Annotated in this window: 13 protein-coding genes and 1 pseudogene; 9 read left to right on the forward strand and 5 right to left on the reverse strand. The window is 71.0% G+C overall.

Annotated elements, in window-relative coordinates:
• Both AB0915_RS06960 and AB0915_RS06965 read right to left on the reverse strand, forming a co-directional pair.
• Nucleotides 1-187: pseudogene (locus AB0915_RS06960) on the reverse strand (hypothetical protein); the annotation flags it as partial.
• A gap of 83 nt (nucleotides 188-270) precedes the next feature.
• A complete protein-coding gene (locus tag AB0915_RS06965; RefSeq protein WP_366690070.1) occupies nucleotides 271-1,125 on the reverse strand; it encodes a biotin--[acetyl-CoA-carboxylase] ligase in 855 nt (284 codons plus the stop codon).
• 188 nt (nucleotides 1,126-1,313) lie between these two features.
• Here AB0915_RS06965 and AB0915_RS06970 point away from each other — a divergent pair, with 188 nt between their 5' ends.
• The 4 genes from AB0915_RS06970 to AB0915_RS06985 all read left to right on the forward strand — a co-directional run bounded on the left by AB0915_RS06970 (nucleotide 1,314) and on the right by AB0915_RS06985 (nucleotide 4,051).
• Nucleotides 1,314-2,897, forward strand: coding sequence for an acyl-CoA carboxylase subunit beta (locus tag AB0915_RS06970; protein ID WP_366690071.1), 1,584 nt, complete (start codon nucleotides 1,314-1,316; stop codon nucleotides 2,895-2,897).
• A gap of 14 nt (nucleotides 2,898-2,911) precedes the next feature.
• Nucleotides 2,912-3,118, forward strand: coding sequence for an acyl-CoA carboxylase epsilon subunit (locus AB0915_RS06975; RefSeq protein ID WP_366690072.1), 207 nt, complete (start codon nucleotides 2,912-2,914; stop codon nucleotides 3,116-3,118).
• Between the two features lie 134 nt (nucleotides 3,119-3,252).
• Entirely contained in the window at nucleotides 3,253-3,381 is a 129-nt protein-coding gene (locus tag AB0915_RS06980; RefSeq protein WP_358857824.1) for a hypothetical protein, read from the forward strand.
• 58 nt (nucleotides 3,382-3,439) lie between these two features.
• Nucleotides 3,440-4,051, forward strand: coding sequence for a nucleoside triphosphate pyrophosphatase (locus AB0915_RS06985; RefSeq protein WP_366690073.1), 612 nt, complete (start codon nucleotides 3,440-3,442; stop codon nucleotides 4,049-4,051).
• Between the two features lie 12 nt (nucleotides 4,052-4,063).
• Here AB0915_RS06985 and AB0915_RS06990 read toward each other — a convergent pair whose 3' ends face one another.
• Nucleotides 4,064-4,519 (reverse strand): hypothetical protein, encoded by a 456-nt coding sequence (locus tag AB0915_RS06990; RefSeq protein ID WP_366690088.1) that lies wholly within the window; start codon nucleotides 4,517-4,519, stop codon nucleotides 4,064-4,066.
• Between the two features lie 424 nt (nucleotides 4,520-4,943).
• Here AB0915_RS06990 and AB0915_RS06995 point away from each other — a divergent pair, with 424 nt between their 5' ends.
• Both AB0915_RS06995 and AB0915_RS07000 read left to right on the forward strand, forming a co-directional pair.
• Nucleotides 4,944-6,698 carry a biotin carboxylase N-terminal domain-containing protein gene (locus AB0915_RS06995; RefSeq protein WP_366690074.1) on the forward strand — a complete coding sequence of 585 codons (1,755 nt, stop codon included), beginning with the start codon at nucleotides 4,944-4,946 and terminating at the stop codon, nucleotides 6,696-6,698.
• 223 nt (nucleotides 6,699-6,921) lie between these two features.
• Nucleotides 6,922-7,518 (forward strand): helix-turn-helix domain-containing protein, encoded by a 597-nt coding sequence (locus AB0915_RS07000; protein ID WP_366690075.1) that lies wholly within the window; start codon nucleotides 6,922-6,924, stop codon nucleotides 7,516-7,518.
• Between the two features lie 187 nt (nucleotides 7,519-7,705).
• On the opposite strand, the gene AB0915_RS07005 is transcribed toward AB0915_RS07000, so the two are convergent.
• The gene (locus AB0915_RS07005; RefSeq protein WP_366690076.1) at nucleotides 7,706-8,668 is read right to left on the reverse strand and encodes a DeoR/GlpR family DNA-binding transcription regulator; all 963 of its coding nucleotides are present in this window, start codon (nucleotides 8,666-8,668) and stop codon (nucleotides 7,706-7,708) included.
• Between the two features lie 187 nt (nucleotides 8,669-8,855).
• On the reverse strand, nucleotides 8,856-10,295 hold the full coding sequence (locus tag AB0915_RS07010; protein WP_366690077.1) for an NAD(P)H-quinone dehydrogenase: 1,440 nt from the start codon (nucleotides 10,293-10,295) through the stop codon (nucleotides 8,856-8,858).
• Nucleotides 10,296-10,568: 273 nt separating this feature from the next.
• Here AB0915_RS07010 and AB0915_RS07015 point away from each other — a divergent pair, with 273 nt between their 5' ends.
• The 3 genes from AB0915_RS07015 to AB0915_RS07025 all read left to right on the forward strand — a co-directional run bounded on the left by AB0915_RS07015 (nucleotide 10,569) and on the right by AB0915_RS07025 (nucleotide 13,685).
• Nucleotides 10,569-11,006 carry a gamma-glutamylcyclotransferase gene (locus tag AB0915_RS07015; protein WP_358857946.1) on the forward strand — a complete coding sequence of 146 codons (438 nt, stop codon included), beginning with the start codon at nucleotides 10,569-10,571 and terminating at the stop codon, nucleotides 11,004-11,006.
• Nucleotides 11,007-11,108: 102 nt separating this feature from the next.
• Nucleotides 11,109-11,933 carry a purine-nucleoside phosphorylase gene (locus AB0915_RS07020; RefSeq protein WP_366690078.1) on the forward strand — a complete coding sequence of 275 codons (825 nt, stop codon included), beginning with the start codon at nucleotides 11,109-11,111 and terminating at the stop codon, nucleotides 11,931-11,933.
• 111 nt (nucleotides 11,934-12,044) lie between these two features.
• Nucleotides 12,045-13,685 carry a phospho-sugar mutase gene (locus tag AB0915_RS07025; protein ID WP_366690079.1) on the forward strand — a complete coding sequence of 547 codons (1,641 nt, stop codon included), beginning with the start codon at nucleotides 12,045-12,047 and terminating at the stop codon, nucleotides 13,683-13,685.
• The last annotated feature ends 125 nt before the right edge of the window (nucleotides 13,686-13,810 follow it).

A 13,810-nucleotide genomic window follows, 5' to 3' on the forward strand; every position in this document is an offset into this window, starting at 1 on the left:
CCGGACCGGGCACCCGGGTACGGGGTCGGCCCGCGCCGGGGGCGTGGGTGGCTGCTCCCCGGTGGGTGGTTTCCACGAGGGCGACGGCCGGACCGGGCACCCGGGTACGGGGTCGGCCCGCGCCGGGGGCGTGGGTGGCTGCTCCCCGGTGGGTGGTTTCCACGAGGGCGACGGCCGGACCGGACACCCCGGTATGAGGCGGGCCCAAACCGGGGGCGGCCCCGTACCGGGCGTGGGGGGCCTGTGGGTGGTGGGCACCCCGGTAAGGCGCTAGCCAGTGCCCCTCAGGTGGACGATGTCGCCCGCCGACACCGGTTCCTGGAGGCCCTCCTCGGTGGACAGGATCAGGCGGCCGTCACCGTCGATCGCCACCGCCTCACCCGTGAGGGAGCGGTCGCCGGGGAGCTGGGCGCACACTGTCCGCCCCAGCGTCGCGCAGCCCGCCGCGTAAGCCGCCTGGAGGCCGCTCTCCGCCGCGTCGCCGTCGGCCGCGCGCCATTCCCCGTACCAGTGCTCCAGCGAGCGCAGCACGCCCCGCAGCAGCGTCTCCCGGTCGGTGGAGACCGCCCCGGCCAGGGCGAGGGAGGCGGCCGTGGGGACGGGGAGCTCGTCCGCGTGCAGGGAGACGTTGATGCCGATACCGACCACGACGCCGTTCGCGGCGCGCTCGGCCAGGATGCCGCCCGCCTTCCGCTCCTCGCCCGCCACCGTGACCAGCAGGTCGTTCGGCCATTTCATCGCCATGTCGACGCCCGCCGCCTTTGCCAGACCGGTTGCCGCCGCGACGCCCGCGAGCAGCGGCAGCCAGCCCCAGCGATGGACCGGTACGCCCTCGCCGGGGGTCAGGTAGACGGAGAAGAACAGGCCGGAGCGGGCGGGCGCCGTCCAGGTCCGGTCGAGGCGGCCTCGGCCCGAGGTCTGTTCCTCGGCGATCAGGACCGTGCCCTCGGTGAGTTCCGCGGCCCGTCCCGCGAGGTCGGAGTTGGTGGAACCGATCGTGTCCACGACGTCGAGCGAGGTCCACAGTCCGCCCGGCCGCAGCAGTCCGCGGCGCAGCGCGGCGACGTTCAGGGGCGGCCGGTCCAGGTCCGACCAGCGGTTCTGTGACGCATCTGGAGGTGTCATGCAAGCCACCCTAGGTGTGGCAAACGACGCACTGCCGAACGGTATCCGCGCCGATACGCTACGGATCAGTAGCCATTCAGCACCTTCGGCATCTGCCTGCCCGGCCGTCCTCGCGCACCCGGCCGCGCACGCAGCCGTAGAACCCACCAGTCAGTCGTCCCCGTGACCAGGCAGGGAGCCGCCACCCGATGTCCGAGCCGGAAGAGATCGACATCCACACCACCGCGGGCAAGATCGCGGACCTGCAGCGCCGTATCGACGAGGCGACGCATGCCGGTTCCGCACGCGCGGTCGAAAAGCAACACGCCAAGGGCAAGTTGACCGCCCGCGAGCGGGTCGATCTCCTGCTCGACGAGGGCTCCTTCGTGGAGCTCGACGAATTCGCCCGTCACCGCTCCACCGACTTCGGGATGGAGAAGAACCGCCCCTACGGCGACGGTGTGGTCACCGGCTACGGCACGGTCGACGGCCGCCCGGTGGCGGTGTTCTCCCAGGACTTCACGGTCCTGGGCGGCTCCCTGGGCGAGGTCTTCGGCCAGAAGATCATGAAGGTGATGGACTTCGCGCTGAAGACCGGCTGCCCGGTCATCGGCATCAATGACTCCGGCGGCGCCCGTATCCAGGAGGGCGTCATGGCCCTCGGCATGTACGGGGAGATCTTCCGCCGCAACACCCATGCCTCCGGGGTGATCCCGCAGATCTCGCTGGTCGTCGGCCCGTGCGCGGGCGGCGCGGTCTACTCCCCCGCGATCACCGACTTCACGGTGATGGTGGACCAGACCTCGCACATGTTCATCACGGGCCCCGACGTCATCAAGACGGTGACCGGTGAGGACGTCGGCTTCGAGGAGCTGGGCGGCGCCCGTACGCACAACACCACCTCGGGTGTGGCGCATCACATGGCGGGTGACGAGAAGGACGCCATCGAGTACGTCAAGTCGCTGCTGTCGTACCTGCCGTCGAACAACCTCTCCGAGGCGCCCGCCTTCCCGGAGGAGGCGGACCTCGCGGTGACCGACGAGGACCGTGAGCTCGACACCCTCATCCCGGACTCGGCGAACCAGCCGTACGACATGCACACCGCCATCGAGCATGTGCTGGACGACGGCGAGTTCCTTGAGACACAGGCCCTGTTCGCGCCGAACATCATCACCGGCTTCGGGCGTGTCGAGGGCTACCCCGTCGGCATCGTCGCCAACCAGCCGATGCAGTTCGCGGGTTGTCTGGACATCAACGCGAGCGAGAAGGCCGCACGCTTCGTCCGTACCTGCGACGCGTTCAACGTGCCCGTGCTGACCTTCGTCGACGTCCCCGGCTTCCTGCCCGGCGTCGACCAGGAGTACGGCGGCATCATCCGGCGCGGCGCCAAGCTGATCTACGCGTACGCGGAGGCGACCGTCCCGCTGATCACGGTGATCACCCGCAAGGCGTTCGGCGGCGCGTACGACGTCATGGGCTCCAAGCACCTGGGCGCCGACATCAACCTCGCCTGGCCGACCGCGCAGATCGCGGTGATGGGGGCGCAGGGCGCCGTCAACATCCTGCACCGCCGCACCATCGCAGAGGCGGAGGACCAGGAAGCGACCCGGGCGCGGCTGATCCAGGAGTACGAGGACACGCTGCTCAACCCGTACGTGGCGGCCGAACGCGGCTATGTGGACGCGGTGATCATGCCGTCCGACACCCGGACACACGTGGTGAAGGGGCTGCGCCAGCTGCGTACGAAGCGGGAGTCGCTGCCCCCGAAGAAGCACGGCAACATCCCCCTCTAGAAAGGGTCCTGACCATGATCAAGGTCGTACGGGGCAACCCGACCCCGGAGGAGCTGGCCGCCGCACTGGCAGTGGTCCAGGCGCGCGCCGCGGCGACGGCCGCTGTGTCGTCCGGCGCGCCCGCGCTGCCCGAGCGGTGGTCCGACCCGGGCCGCATCGCCCGCCGGGAGCGCCACCGGCCTGGCCCGCTGGCCTGGGCGCGGACGTACTGGCCGGGGTAACCGTCCGGCCGCACGGTGTCCTCGGAGGCCCGGAACCCGCCATGTGGCCGCGGAGCGCCCTGGTGCGTACGCACCAGGGCGCCTGAGTACCCGTACTCAGGCGCCGCGGGGGCGGCCGCAGCAAGATCGGGATCATGCTGTGGTCCGACCCTGAGAACAAGCCCCCGAAAGAGCTGCGCGACGCCCAGGACATGATGCGGCGTGTGTGGCTGGTGCTTGCGCTCGCCATGGTCGTCATCATGCTGGCGCTGGGCACCCGCTGACGCCGTGGGCGCCGAGGCCGTGGATGCGTGGTACTGCGGCGCGGCGGGCCCTTCTACGATGGCCGGTATGACTGATCAGCGCCGTCTCGTGCTCGCCTCCGCCTCCCCCGCCCGTCTCGGCCTGCTGCGCCAGGCCGGCTTCGCACCCGAGGTGATCGTCAGTGGTGTGGACGAGGACGCGTTGACCGCCCCGACGCCCGGCGAGCTCGCACTGGTCCTCGCCGAGGCGAAGGCCGCCGCGGTGGCCGGCCGTCCGGAGGCCGCGGGGGCCCTGGTCATCGGGTGCGACTCGGTCCTCGAACTCGACGGCGAGGCGCTCGGGAAGCCGGCCGACAGCGAGGACGCCACCGCCCGCTGGAAGTCCATGCGCGGCCGGTCGGGGATCCTGCAGACCGGCCACAGCGTGATCGACACGGCGACCGGGCGTACGGCGTCCGCGACGGCGTCCACCGTCGTCCGCTTCGGTGAGCCCACGGATGCCGAGATCGCCGCCTACGTCGCCTCGGGCGAGCCGCTGCATGTCGCGGGCGCCTTCACGCTGGACGGGCGCTCGGCACCGTTCATCGACTCCATCGAGGGCGACCACGGCAATGTCATCGGGCTCTCACTGCCCCTGCTGCGCCGGCTCCTGGGCGAACTGGGTTTCTCCGTCACCGACTTGTGGGTCTGACGCGCGGGCGGGTTACGCGGGCGCCGGAGCACCCTCTTCGGCGCCGCCGTTCCCGTCCGCCTCGCCGTCGCCCTTCTCACGCACGGTCCCGTACGCCACCAGAGTCAGCACGATCAGTCCGAGCACGACCATCATGAAGGCGAACGCGGCCCAGCCGACCAGCCCCACGGTCAGCGCGCCCAGCACCCCGTGCACCACGGCGCAGCCGATCAGGGCGAACCGGCCGGCCCGGCCGGGGGCGCGGTCACGGATGCCGGTCACCAGCAGGACGAGACCGCACAGCAACAGATAGAGGCCGGCCACGCCGCCCATCGCCCACGCCCCGGCGGACATGGCGGCCGGATCGAGCCCTGCCAGTGACATCTCCTGGTTGTCGACGACCGTCGCCAGGATGCCGTTGACGAGCACCATGCCCGCGGCTTCCACGAACAGCACGATCGCGGCCACGAAAACCACCGGTCTGCGCACCACGGCGCCCACCCCCTGTTACCTGCAGTACGTGCGATAGCGCGGACCCTACTCATGGGTAATCCTTCGGACAAGAGTTCAGACCGCCCTGCCTCCCTCTTTCCGCACCCGGACACGGATCACACTCGGCACACGAACTCCGCGTTGTCGTGCCCCTCGTGCGTCGCGCAAAGAAAACCCCGCCCGCTAGTAGGTACTCAACAAAGAAACGCCAGGAGCTGGCGCTCCTATGAACAGAGACCCGGACCACACCTCGTGGCTACTGTGGGGTCATGAAACCCGGCGTACCGTGGTGCCACAAGGGATTTCGCGCTTCGAGCAGGCCTCGAATCACGCTCCGTGTGGGCAAGCTCACCAATGGGGACGGGTCGTAAGGCCGTGTCGGTAGTCCCTAAACTCAGCTTGTTTCAAGGAGGGAGCCATCGTGCGCAAGGTGCTCATCGCCAACCGTGGCGAAATTGCTGTCCGTGTTGCTCGGGCGTGCCGGGATGCCGGGATCGGGAGCGTGGCCGTCTACGCCGACCCGGACCGGGACGCTCTGCATGTGCGTGCGGCCGACGAGGCATTCGCTCTGGGCGGTGACACACCGGCCGCCAGCTACCTGGACATGGCCAAGGTGCTGCAGGCTGCCAAGGACTCGGGGGCGGACGCGATCCACCCGGGCTACGGCTTCCTGTCGGAGAACGCCGAGTTCGCCCAGGCCGTGCTGGACGCCGGGCTGACGTGGATCGGTCCGCCGCCGCAGGCGATCCGGGACCTGGGCGACAAGGTCGCGGCCCGGCACATCGCGCAGCGTGCCGGTGCGCCGCTGGTCGCCGGCACCCCGGACCCGGTGTCGGGTTCCGCTGAGGTCGTGGCGTTCGCCGAGCAGCACGGGCTGCCGATCGCGATCAAGGCGGCGTTCGGCGGCGGCGGTCGCGGGCTGAAGGTGGCCCGGACGCTGGAGGAGATCCCGGAACTGTACGACTCCGCGGTCCGTGAGGCGGTCGCGGCGTTCGGGCGCGGGGAGTGCTTCGTGGAGCGCTACCTCGACAAGCCGCGGCACGTGGAGACGCAGTGCCTGGCCGACAGCCACGGGAATGTCGTCGTCGTGTCGACCCGTGACTGCTCGCTGCAGCGCCGCCACCAGAAGCTGGTCGAGGAGGCCCCCGCGCCGTTCCTGTCCGAGGCGCAGAACGCGGAGCTGTACGCGGCGTCGAAGGCGATCCTGAAGGAGGCCGGGTACGTCGGTGCGGGCACCGTGGAGTTCCTGGTCGGTCTGGACGGCACGATCTCGTTCCTGGAGGTCAACACCCGTCTCCAGGTCGAGCACCCGGTCACCGAGGAGGTCACCGGTCTCGACCTGGTCCGCGAGATGTTCCGGATCGCGGACGGCGAGAAGCTCGGTTACGACGACCCGGCGGTACGCGGGCACTCGTTCGAGTTCCGGATCAACGGTGAGGACCCGGGCCGCGGCTTCCTGCCCGCCCCGGGCACGGTGACGGAGTTCGCGCCGCCGACCGGTCCGGGGGTCCGCCTGGACGCGGGCGTCGAGTCCGGCTCGGTCATCGGCCCCGCCTGGGACTCGCTGCTGGCGAAGCTCATCGTGACCGGTGCGACGCGTGAGCAGGCTCTGCAGCGGGCGGCGCGCGCACTGGCCGAGTTCAATGTCGAGGGCATGGCCACCGCGATCCCGTTCCACCGCGCGGTCGTCGCCGACCCGGCGTTCACCAGCGACCCGTTCCGCATCCACACCCGCTGGATCGAGACCGAGTTCGTCAACGAGATCAAGCCCTTCACCACCCCCGCCGAGACGGAGGCGGAGGAGGAGGCCGGCCGCGAGACGGTCGTCGTCGAGGTCGGCGGCAAGCGTCTCGAGGTCTCCCTGCCCTCGTCGCTGGGCATGAGCCTGGCCCGCACCGGACTCGCGGCGGGCGCCAAGCCCAAGCGCCGCGCGGCGAAGAAGACCGGCTCCGCGGTCTCGGGCGACACCCTCGCGTCCCCGATGCAGGGCACGATCGTCAAGATCGCAGTCGAGGAGGGCCAGGCGGTCAACGAGGGCGATCTGATCGTCGTCCTGGAGGCCATGAAGATGGAACAGCCCCTCAACGCGCACCGCGCCGGCACGATCAAGGGTCTGGCCGCGGAGGTCGGCGGCTCGGTCTCGTCCGGCGCCGTGATCTGCGAGATCAAGGACTGATCCACGGAGCCGTCCCAGGGCCCCTGCGGAGTCGCGCGAACGACTCCGCAGGGGCCCTTGCCGTGTGCCGGCGCCGTCCCGGTGCCGCGGCGGGGTTCCGGTCCGGCCCCGCGGTAGGGAGTGGATCAGCGGGCGTCGGAAGCCCACTCCCTGTCGTCAGGGAGGCCGTAAGTTTGCGCAATGGCATCCTGGACCCCAAGGGCGGAAAAGGGAGGACTGCGCAATGGCGATGAGCACGGCACAGACGCCGGGCCGGCCCATGCGCGCCGACGCGCGCCGCAACTACGACCGGTTGCTGTGCGAGGCCCGTACGGCGTTCGCGGAGCACGGCACCGATGCCTCACTGGAGGACATCGCACGTCGGGCGGGCGTGGGGATCGGCACGCTGTACCGGCACTTCCCGAACCGGCACGCGCTGATGAGCGCGGTGTTCCAGGAAGCGGTCGCCTCACTGCTCGCCCGCTCCCACGAGCTGGCGAAGGCGGACCCGTGCGCGGGTCTGGTGGACTGGCTCGGCGCGATCATCACCCATGCGGGTGAGTACCGCGGGCTCGCGCAGGCACTCATGTCGACGTCAAGGGACGAGACTTCGGCCCTGTCCGACTGCAACGTGCCGCTGCGCGAGGCGGGGGCACGGCTGCTCGCACGGGCGCAGGAGAGTGGGACGGTGCGGGCGGACGTGTCGATCGGCGACCTGATGCAGCTGACGAATGCGATCGCGCTGGCGGCGGAGCAGGCGCCGGAGGATCCGGCGCTGGCCGGGCGACTGCTGACGCTGACGTTGCAGGGGCTGAAGGGGCCGCGGGCGGCGACCGGCTGAGACTGCTCCGCAATTATCGCCGGAGGGGCCGGGTTCCGTCGGCCCCATCAAGCCCGTCCGGCACGTGAGCGCTGAGTCCATCGGGGCACTACCCCGATGGCCTTACGGCCTCCCCCGCGACAGGGAGTGGGTCCCGACGCCCTGCGACTCCGCTCGCCGATCCACTCCCTATCGCCGGGGGAGGCCGTCAGCGGCGACGGAGGTCCGCCACGCGGGCGCGGTCGCCCGGGGGCTGATCCGTCAGGGCCGAAGCCGCGCTGCGCAGTTGCGGCCCCGGACCGCTATGCGTGCGCCGCTGACCGGGCAGGGGCATGTCGCGGCGCGCCTGGCGCCCCGGCGGGTGGGAGTCGGTTCCGACCGGGCCCATCCCCGCCCCGGCCACCGCGATCTGTACGCCCTGGTCGGCCAGTGCCTGCAACTCGGTGGCGGACCGCTCGTCGTGGGCCGGAGGTTCGTCCGTCACCAGACGGGTGATCAGGTCCGTGGGTACCGTCTGGAACATCGTGTCGGAGCCGAGCTTGGTGTGGTCCGCCAAGACCACCACCTCTGCGGCGGCCTGCACCAACGCCCGGTCGACACTCGCCGAGAGCATGTTGGACGTGGACAGCCCCCGTTCCGCGGTGAGTCCGCTCCCGGACAGGAACGCGCGCGACACCCGCAGCCCCTGGAGCGACTGCTCCGCACCGCTGCCCACCAGGGCGTAGTTGGAACCGCGCAGGGTGCCTCCGGTCATCACCACTTCCACCCGGTTGGCATGGGCCAACGCCTGGGCGACCAGCAGTGAGTTGGTGACGACGGTCAGGCCGGGGATCCGCGCGAGCCGGCGGGCCAGCTCCTGCGTGGTCGTGCCGGCTCCGACCACGATGGCCTCACCCTCTTCGACGAGACCGGCGGCCAGGTCGGCGATGGCCGTCTTCTCCGCGGTGGCGAGATGGGATTTCTGCGGAAAGCCGGACTCCCGCGTAAAGCCGCCCGGCAAAACCGCACCGCCGTGCCGGCGGTCGAGGAGTCCTTCTGCCTCCAGTGCCCGCACGTCCCGCCGTACGGTCACTTCGGAGGTCTGGACGACGCGGGCGAGCTCACGGAGCGATACCGCCCCGTTGGCGCGCACCATTTCGAGGATCAATTGACGACGTTCTGCAGCGAACACGAAACTGACAGTAACGCGACCATCCGAGAGTTTTCAGCAGTTTGCGCCGAATAACAGAAGTTGTACATACAAGGGGCCGCCAAGTGATATAGGCGGCCCCGTTGTTGTCCCGTACTGATCGTCCGACGGCTTCCCACCCACCTGAGTTGCCAGGGGTTGCCGGGGAATGCCGGGTTCCCGAAGGCGCTTACGCCTCGCCCGCGAGCTTACGGGTGTGCAACTGACGAGCCACTTCCGCGATCGATCCCGACAGGGACGGGTACACAGTGAAAGCGTTTGCGATCTGTTCCACCGTCAGATTGTTGTCGACCGCGATCGAGATGGGGTGGATCAGCTCGCTCGCCCGCGGCGCGACGACACAGCCGCCGACCACGATGCCGGTGCCGGGCCGGCAGAAGATCTTGACGAAGCCGTCGCGGATGCCCTGCATCTTGGCGCGCGGGTTGCGCAGCAGCGGCAGCTTGACCACCCGGGCGTCGATCTTGCCGCTGTCGACGTCGGCCTGGCTGTAGCCGACGGTGGCGATCTCGGGGTCGGTGAAGACGTTCGACGAGACCGTCTTCAGATTCAGCGGGGCCACCGCGTCACCGAGGAAGTGGTACATCGCGATCCGGCCCTGCATCGCGGCGACCGAGGCCAGCGCGAAGATGCCGGTGACGTCACCGGCCGCGTACACGCCGGGGGCGCTGGTGCGGGAGACCTTGTCGGTCCAGATGTGGCCGGACTCCTTGAGCCTGACCCCGGCCTCCTCCAGGCCCATGCCCGCGCTGTTCGGGATCGCGCCGACCGCCATCAGGCAGTGCGAACCGGAGATGACCCGGCCGTCGGCGAGGGTGACCTCGACCCGGTCGCCGACCCGCTTCGCCGCCTGGGCGCGGGAGCGGGCCATGACGTTCATGCCGCGGCGCCGGAAGACGTCCTCCAGCACGGCGGCCGCGTCCGGGTCCTCGCCCGGCAGCACCCGGTCACGGGACGAGACGAGCGTGACGCGGGAGCCGAGCGCCTGATAGGCACCGGCGAACTCGGCACCGGTGACACCGGAGCCGACCACGATGAGCTCCTCGGGGAGCTCGTCGAGGTCGTAGACCTGGGTCCAGTTCAGAATGCGCTCGCCGTCGGGGAGCGCGTCCGGGATCTCCCGGGGGTGGCCGCCGGTCGCGATCAGCACGGCGTCGGCGGTGAGCCTCTCCTCCGTACCGTCGGCCGCGGTCACGACGACCGTGCGGGAGCCGTCTGCGGCCTGGAGGCCTTCCAGACGCCCGCGGCCGCGCGTCACCCGGGCCCCCGCACGAGTGACGGAGGCGGTGATGTCGTGGGACTGGGCGAGCGCCAGGCGCTTCACCCGTCGGTTGACCTTGCCGAGGTCGACACCGACCACCCGCGCCGCCTGCTCGACGTACGGCGTGTCGTCGGCGACGATGATGCCCAACTCCTCGTACGAAGAGTCGAAGGTGGTCATCACCTCTGCCGTCGCGATCAGGGTCTTCGAGGGCACACAGTCGGTGAGTACCGACGCGCCGCCGAGGCCGTCGCAGTCGACGACGGTCACCTCCGCGCCGAGCTGGGCGCCCACCAGTGCCGCCTCGTAGCCGCCGGGTCCGCCGCCGATGATCACGATCCGGGTCACGAAAAGTCCGCCTCGCGTATCTCATCCCGCGGCCGTCTGCCGCCCCGGCCGGGGGTCCGGGGGATCACCCCGGGGGTATGCAGTACGTACTCCATTGTCCCGCACGCGCCAACATGCTTCGCCCCGGGGCCCTCCATGCAGGAGCCAGGACCGCGGGAGGAGGGCGGTGAGGTCCCCTCACCGGGGCCTCCACCGGCTCTCCCGGGGGCGCCGACCGGGGTCTTCCGCACGGGAATCGCCGCTCCCGGGGTCACCTCCCGTACCCTCGATCCCATGTCGCTCTACGCCGCGTACGCCGGCAACCTCGACGCGCGGCTGATGACGCGCCGCGCACCGCATTCCCCGCTGCGCGGCACGGGCTGGCTCAACGGCTGGCGGCTGACCTTCGGCGGGGAGCAGATGGGCTGGGAAGGCGCGCTGGCCACGGTGGTCGAGGCGCCGCGCTCGCAGGTCTTCGTGACGCTGTACGACCTCGCGCCGATGGACGAGGACTCCATGGACCGCTGGGAGGGTGTCGGCCTCGACATCTACCGGCGGATGCGGGTCCGGGTGCACACCCTGGACGGCGAGGAGCCGGCCTGGATGTATGTGCTGAACGGGTACGAGGGCGGGCTGCCGTCCGCCCGCTATCTGGGCGAGATCGCGGACGCCGCCGAGTCGGCGGGCGCGCCGCACGACTATGTGATGGAACTGCGCAAACGCCCCTGCTGACCCGCCGGACCAGCACTTTTGCATGAATGTACAAGCAGGCGCGGGCAGACTCGGCGCAAAGTCATCTACGCGCGTAGGGAATCACCGGCTACCCTCTTCCGCGTGAACGCATCTGTTATTCCGGACAACATCCAGGGCGACCCGCACGCCGCCGCTGCCGACGCCGCTGCCCGCCTGCGCGAGCTGACCGGTGCCGAGACCCACGACGTCGCCCTCGTGATGGGTTCCGGCTGGGCACCTGCGGGCGACGCGCTCGGCACTCCGGAGGCCGAGTTCCCGGTGACCGAACTGCCCGGCTTCCCGCCACCCGCCGTCCAGGGCCACGGCGGCACGATCCGCTCGTACCGCATCGGCGAGAAGCGCGCCCTGGTCTTCCTCGGCCGCACGCACTTCTACGAGGGCCGCGGCGTCGCCGCCGTCGCGCACGGGGTCCGTACCGCCGTCGCCGCCGGCTGCAAGACCGTTGTCCTGACGAACGGCTGCGGCGGTCTGCGCGAGGGCATGCGCCCCGGGCAGCCGGTCCTGATCAGCGACCACATCAACCTGACCGCGGCGTCCCCGATCGTCGGCGCCAACTTCGTCGACCTCACGGACCTGTACTCGCCGCGGCTGCGCGCGCTGTGCAAGGAGGTCGACGACACCCTCGAAGAGGGCGTGTACGTGCAGTTCCCCGGTCCGCACTACGAGACCCCGGCCGAGATCAACATGGTCCGGGTCATGGGCGGCGACCTGGTCGGCATGTCCACGGTGCTCGAAGCCATTGCCGCGCGGGAGGCGGGGGCGGAGGTGCTGGGCATCTCGCTCGTCACGAATCTGGCCGCCGGGCTGAGCGGCGAGCCGCTGAACCACGAAGAGGTACTGCAGGCAGGGCGGGACTCGGCGACCCGGATGGGGTCGTTGCTCGCGCGGGTGCTCGACCGCATCTGACCGTCGGGCGTCGCCCTGCGGCGGGCGGTGTCTCCCGCCCGGGACCGCCTCGCGCGGCTTGCCACTCACCCGCACCCGGAAAACACCTCACCCCGCAGAAAGGCGGACACCGTGCAGCAGGACCTCATCACGCAGGCCAGGACCTGGCTCGCCGAGGACCCCGACCCCGAGACCCGCGACGAGCTCGCCAAGCTCATCGACGCCGAGGACCTCGACGCGCTCGCCGCACGGTTCGCCGGCACGCTGCAGTTCGGTACCGCCGGGCTCCGCGGTGAGCTGGGGGCCGGGCCGATGCGGATGAACCGGTCCGTCGTCATCCGCGCCGCCGCCGGGCTCGCCGCCTATCTGAAGGCGAAGGGACAGACCGGCGGCACGGTCGTCATCGGGTACGACGCCCGGTACAAGTCCGCCGACTTCGCCCGCGACACCGCGGCCGTGATGACCGGTGCGGGGCTGCGCGCGGCGGTCCTCCCCCGCCCGCTCCCGACTCCCGTCCTGGCGTATGCCATACGTCACCTGGGCGCCGTCGCGGGCGTCGAGGTGACCGCGAGCCACAATCCGCCGCGCGACAACGGCTACAAGGTCTATCTGGGCGACGGCTCGCAGATCGTGCCCCCGGCGGACGGGGAGATCGCCGACGCGATCGCCGCGGTCGGCCCGCTGGCCGGCGTGGACCGGCCGGAGAACGGCTGGGAGATCCTCGGCGACGAGGTCCTGGACGCCTATCTGGCCCGTACGGACGCGGTGCTCGACGCCGGGTCCCCGCGTACCGCCCAGGTCGTGTACACCGCCATGCACGGCGTCGGCACGTCCGTCCTGACCGCGGCCTTCGCCCGCGCCGGGTTCCCGGAGCCGGTGCTCGTCGCCGAGCAGGCCGAGCCCGACCCGGCGTTCCCCACGGTCGCGTTCCCGAACCCGGAGGAGCCGGGGGCGATGGATCTCGCGTTCGCCACCGCCCGGCTCGCGCACCCGGACATCGTCATCGCCAACGACCCGGACGCCGACCGCTGCGCCGTCGCCGTCCCGGACCCGTCCGTGGACGGCGGCTGGCGGATGCTGCGCGGCGATGAGGTCGGCGCGCTGCTCGCCGCCCATCTGGTCGCCCGGGGCGCCACCGGTGTCTTCGCCGAGTCGATCGTGTCGTCGTCGCTGCTCGGCCGGATCGCCGAGAAGTCGGGGAACGGGTACGAGGAGACGCTGACCGGCTTCAAGTGGATCGCCCGTGTCGACGGCCTGCGGTACGGGTACGAGGAGGCGCTCGGCTACTGCGTCGACCCCGACGGCGTCCGTGACAAGGACGGCATCACGGCGGCGCTGCTCGTCGCCGAGCTGGCCTCCGTACTCAAGGAGCAGGGGCGCACGCTCCTCGACCTCCTCGACGACCTCGCGGTCGAGCACGGGCTGCACGCCACCGACCAGCTGTCGGTCCGGGTGGAGGACCTGTCGGTCATCGCGGACGCCATGCGGCGGCTGCGCGAGGCCCCGCCGACCGCGCTCGCGGGGCTCGCCGTCACCTCGGCCGAGGATCTGTCGGAGGGCACGGAGCAGCTGCCGCCCACCGACGGACTCCGCTACCACCTGGAGGGCGCCCGTGTGATCGTCCGGCCGAGCGGCACCGAGCCGAAGCTCAAGTGCTACCTGGAGGTCGTGGTCCCGGTCGGTATGGCGGACGAGCTGCCCGCCGCGCGGGCCAAGGGCGCCGAACTGCTCGCGGGGATCAAGCGGGACCTGTCGGCGGCCGCCGGGATCTGAGCGGAAGCGCCCCCTCGTACGGGGGAATCGGCTAGGGCCTGTTCTGAGTTCCCCGTTGTCCGCGCGAAGCGCGGGCGCAGCGGTGGTCGGTGCGTGCGATCGGCGTGCGGTGTCGCAGGTCATGT

The sequence above is a fragment of the Streptomyces sp. NPDC048411 genome (genome assembly GCF_040704695.1).
In the GTDB taxonomy this organism is placed as follows: domain Bacteria; phylum Actinomycetota; class Actinomycetes; order Streptomycetales; family Streptomycetaceae; genus Streptomyces.

Bases quoted from the DNA above. Each gene is read 5' to 3' on its own strand.
- AB0915_RS06965 (WP_366690070.1), bottom strand. From the start codon at position 1,125: ATGACACCTCCAGATGCGTCACAGAACCGCTGGTCGGACCTGGACCGG.
- AB0915_RS06970 (WP_366690071.1), top strand. From the start codon at position 1,314: ATGTCCGAGCCGGAAGAGATCGACATCCACACCACCGCGGGCAAGATC.
- AB0915_RS06975 (WP_366690072.1), top strand. From the start codon at position 2,912: ATGATCAAGGTCGTACGGGGCAACCCGACCCCGGAGGAGCTGGCCGCC.
- AB0915_RS06980 (WP_358857824.1), top strand. From the start codon at position 3,253: ATGCTGTGGTCCGACCCTGAGAACAAGCCCCCGAAAGAGCTGCGCGAC.
- AB0915_RS06985 (WP_366690073.1), top strand. From the start codon at position 3,440: ATGGCCGGTATGACTGATCAGCGCCGTCTCGTGCTCGCCTCCGCCTCC.
- AB0915_RS07000 (WP_366690075.1), top strand. From the start codon at position 6,922: ATGGCGATGAGCACGGCACAGACGCCGGGCCGGCCCATGCGCGCCGAC.
- AB0915_RS07015 (WP_358857946.1), top strand. From the start codon at position 10,569: ATGTCGCTCTACGCCGCGTACGCCGGCAACCTCGACGCGCGGCTGATG.